This is a genomic window from Nonomuraea sp. NPDC049784, from assembly GCF_040659615.1.
Lineage (GTDB): Bacteria > Actinomycetota > Actinomycetes > Streptosporangiales > Streptosporangiaceae > Nonomuraea.
Window position 1 is genome coordinate 1 of record NZ_JBFAMX010000819.1, and the last position, 3703, is coordinate 3703.

At 68.9% G+C, this 3703-nt stretch carries 3 protein-coding genes; 1 reads left to right on the forward strand and 2 read right to left on the reverse strand.

The window, feature by feature from the left end; all coding sequences use genetic code 11:
- Positions 1–285: 285 nt before the first annotated feature.
- Positions 286–1587 carry an MFS transporter gene (locus tag AB0J09_RS59115; RefSeq protein WP_360712203.1) on the reverse strand — a complete coding sequence of 434 codons (1302 nt, stop codon included), beginning with the start codon at positions 1585–1587 and terminating at the stop codon, positions 286–288.
- Complete coding sequence (locus AB0J09_RS59120; RefSeq protein WP_360712206.1) at positions 1584–2696, reverse strand: MerR family transcriptional regulator; 1113 nt, start codon at positions 2694–2696, stop codon at positions 1584–1586. Before AB0J09_RS59120 ends, AB0J09_RS59115 begins: the two co-directional genes overlap by 4 nt.
- A 268-nt stretch (positions 2697–2964) precedes the next feature.
- Here AB0J09_RS59120 and AB0J09_RS59125 point away from each other — a divergent pair.
- Positions 2965–3703 (forward strand): EamA family transporter (locus AB0J09_RS59125; protein ID WP_360712208.1); only part of this gene is annotated, 739 nt, incomplete at its 3' end.

The window sequence follows — 3703 nt, forward strand, 5'->3', positions numbered from 1 at the left end:
CGCCTCCGACGTCACCGCGGCCACGCGCCAGTGCGCCCGGCGCAGCAGCAAGCCGAGGGCGAAAGGCGAGGCATCCCCGGGGCGGTCGGTAGCACGCGAGGCGGTGGTTCTGTGAGGAACGTCGGCGGTCATGAACCCATATTATCAGCAACCAGTTTCATTCGAAACGGTATCATTTGAAATTAAATGCGCCGGTGGCTCCCGCAGCCCGGCATTGTCGAGAAGGCACAGATCACGCGCTGGACGCCCGACCGGCCATGTGGAGTCCGCTCGATCTTCAAATCATCATTTGCGCTCCCGTACGTGGTGCCTGGCGGTGTAGGTCCGCAGCTCTGGCGCTGCCCATGTGATTGCCGCCACGGTCACCGTGGTGAGCAGCCCACCAGTGCAGATCACTGTTCGGGGATCGAGGATCGATGTGGCGGCCCCGTGCAGAAGGTTCGCGATGTGCGGACCCCCGAAGAGGACGACGGTGAGCGATCCCTGGATCCGGCCGCGCATGGCGTCGTGGGTGTGTGCCTGGGTGATGGCGTTGCGGAAGGTGCTCAGCACGAAGTTGACGGCGCCGCCGAGGACGAGCGTTACCAGTGCGATCCACAGCTGCGCGGCCAGTCCGAGAACCACGACGGTGATGCCCCACGAGGCGGCGGCCGCCGCCATGAGCACACCGTGGCGACGGGCGCGGGTGAACGTGCCCGACAACAGGCCGGCCATGACGACCCCGGCCGGATAGGCGGCATAGAGCAATCCCAACTCCAGGCCGCCTCCCGCACGTCCGCCGTAGGTGTGTTGGGCGAGTTCCGGGAACAGGGCTGTCGGCATGCTGAAGACCATCGCCGTGAGGTCCACCGCGAGCACCGCCACCAGTAGCCGGCTGGCCGCCAAGTACCGGAAACTGGCCAGTACCTGGCCGATCGTGGGGCGACGCTTGGCGGCCGGATCGTTCGACGGTCCGGCCGGGCGAGGGTGGGGCGGCAACGGTGGCAGCTTGACGACGGCCCACACGACGGCCAGCAGTGCGACGGCGTCGAACAGGTACAGCGCGCCGAGCCCGGCAACCGGGATCAACGCACCGGCCAGTACCGGTCCCAGGATCGACCCGGCGTAGCGGGTCAGAGAGCTGAGGCTGTTCGCTGCCGGGAGGAGCTCGATCGGGACAAGCCGCGGCACCACTGCGCCCATCGTGGTCATGATCGCCCCGAAGGTCAGCCCCTGGCAGGCGACCAACATCATCAAGACGGGAACGGAGCGCCCGCCCAGCACCGCGTGGGTCCACAAGGCCGCGTACGTGAACGCGAGGCCGCAGTGGGCCGCCAGCAACACTCTTCGCCTGTCCATGAGGTCGGCGAGGGCGCCGGACAGTAGCGCCGCCACGACCAGCGCGATGAACGACACCGCCCCCGCGGCGCCCACGGCCGCAGAGGAGCCGGTCACCGTGAACAGCTGCGTCGGTACAGCGACCACGCTGAACGAGCCGCCCACCGCGCAGACCCCCGATGCCACCCACAGCCGCCGGTAGGCGGCGATGGCCAGCGGGCGGCGGTCAACCGTGTAGGCGCCGAGCGACCGGGCTGTTGACGTGATCACTGTCCGGTGCCGCCGGAATCGGCTGCGGCCGGTGTCTCCAGGCTCACCACGTCGGCGACGACGCAGGAGATGTTGTCGGGGGCGCCTGCGGCGTACGCCCGCGCGACCAGTTCGTCGAGTACTTGCTGGGGGGCGCCCGGCCCGGTCAGTACCTCGCTCAGCGATTCGGCCGGTACGACGGCGGACAATCCGTCGGAGCACAGCAGGTACCGGTCACCGGCCACCGCCCCGTGCAGCGACAGTTCCGGCTCGACCCCGCCTGTACCGGTCAGCGCTTGTGCGAGCAGCGAGCGTTGCGGATGCGAGGCCGCTTCCTCCGCGGTCAGCCGGCCCTCGTCGACCAGCGCCTGCACGTAAGTGTCGTCATGGGTTATCTGGAACAGCTCACCGTCACGTACGAGGTACGCCCGGGTGTCGCCGATGTGCACCAGCGCCAGCCGGGAACCCGACCACAGCAGTGCGGTGAGCGTGGTCACCGCCTCACCCGACGGTGTTGACGCGGCGATTTCCCCGATGGCCCGGTCGGCTTCACCGACCGCGTCGGCGAGGGTGCCGAGCAGATCATCAGCCGACGCGGCCATGGTCTCCAGCGGTTTGAGCGCGTCGATGGCCGCCGCGCTCGCGAGGTCCCCGCCCGAGCCACGGACCCCGTCGGCCACCGCCAGCAACCGGGGGCCGGCGTACGCGGTGTCCTCATTGCTCGTGCGCCCCAGTCCCGACTCTGACCGGGCGGCGTAACGGATCCCGAGTAAGGTCGCCGTCTCTTCCACGGTGCTTCCTCTTCCCGACAGATAGTCGACGAGGAAAGTGGCCAACTGCCCGCGGGCGGCGGTTTCGGCCAGCACCTGTTCCCAGTAGCCGGCGATCTCTTCGGCCGCTGCGGGCGCCGGGAGGTCGCACACCCGCCGGATACGCGCCAACGGCATACCCAGCCGCCGCAACCAGGCGATCAACCGGGCCCGCTCCAGTTGCGTCGGATCGTAGAACCGGTACCCGGACTCGCCGTCCACCGCGGCCGGCCGCAGCAACCCGAGTTCGTCATACAGCCGCAACGCCTTCGGCGACAGCCGCGCGGCGCGGGCGAATGCCCCGATCGTCAGCAGCCGCACCACTCCTCCTCGTCCCGGCCACCGTGGCCGGTGCAGACGATGCTGCTGCTTCACCCAAGGGGAAGGTCAACACAGCGGTGTGGTCCCCGGCCCGGTCGCTTGGGAAGGCTACCCCCGCTCGCCAGCCTTGTTCTGGGCTTGCGACCCTGGCGGTGATCCGCCTGATCGCAAGGACCCGAGCGGAGTGCCGTTATTTCATTGCACCCGGGATGCCGCACATGTCAGTGTCAAACCTGCTAGACGGTAATTACGGTGCAGGTGGTGTGAAATGAGGTATGCGGGGCTCGCGCTCGCGTTCGTGTCCTCGTGGTGTTTCGCGTTTTCGGGGCCGATGGCCAAATACCTCATCACCGCCGGGCTGACGCCGATCGAGGCCGTGTGGGCGCGGATGGCGGGGGCGGGGCTGTTGCTGGTGGCCGTGCTGGCCCTGATCAGGCCGCGGGCGTTGCGGATCTCCCGCTCCAGGTTGCCGTTCTTCGGGCTGTACGCGGCCATGGCGGTGGCCGGGGTGCAGTCGCTGTACTTCGTCGCGATCACGCGGTTGCCGGTGGGGATCGCGTTGCTGCTGGTGTACATGGCGCCGGTGATGGTGGTGGCGTGGGTGCGGCTCGTACGGAAGGTACGGCTCGCGCGGGCCGCGTACGTCGGGGCGGTCATCGCGGTCGTGGGCCTCGGGATTGTCGTCGAGGTCTGGCAGGAGGTACGGCTGGACGCGCTGGGCCTGGTGCTGGGGTTGCTGGCCGGGGCGTGCTCCGCCGGATATTTCCTGATGAACGATAGCTTTGGGGACGACGTGGACCCGCTCGGGCTCATCGCCTGGGGGATGACGGGGGCGGCTGTGGTGCTGATCCCGTTCGCGCGGCCCTGGGACATCCCGTGGGACGCCTTCACGGCCACGGCCACGCCTGACGGCGGCCGGATGCTGCCGGTGCTGGGGGCGTACCTGTGGATGGTGCTGGTCGCGACCGTGATCGCGTACATCCTTGGCGTGATCGCCGTGCGGCGGC